The 204-nt window shown below is 51.0% G+C and carries 1 rRNA gene; it reads right to left on the bottom strand.

Annotated features, from left to right (window positions below):
• A 5S ribosomal RNA gene (gene rrf / locus WA407_RS26915) occupies positions 1 to 72 on the bottom strand; the annotation flags it as partial.
• Between the last annotated feature and the right edge of the window lie 132 nt (positions 73 to 204).

The following is a 204-nucleotide window of genomic DNA, read 5'->3' as shown; positions in this document are numbered from 1 at the left end:
ATCGGCGCTGGAGGGCTTAACGGTCGTGTTCGGGATGGGTACGTGTGGAACCCCTCCGCTATCGCCACCAAACGTTCGAGAGTTTGAGCTCTCAAAACTGAGCAACGAGTGAGTAGTTTTTGAAGCTTACGCTTCATATTTGAATGTTTCCGTTGCAGGAAACGATTCTCCATAGAAAGGAGGTGATCCAGCCGCACCTTCCGA

The organism is Paenibacillus sp. 203 (genome assembly GCF_037027525.1).
GTDB lineage: Bacteria > Bacillota > Bacilli > Paenibacillales > Paenibacillaceae > Paenibacillus > Paenibacillus polymyxa_B.
This window is presented reverse-complemented; position numbering and strand designations above follow the sequence as displayed.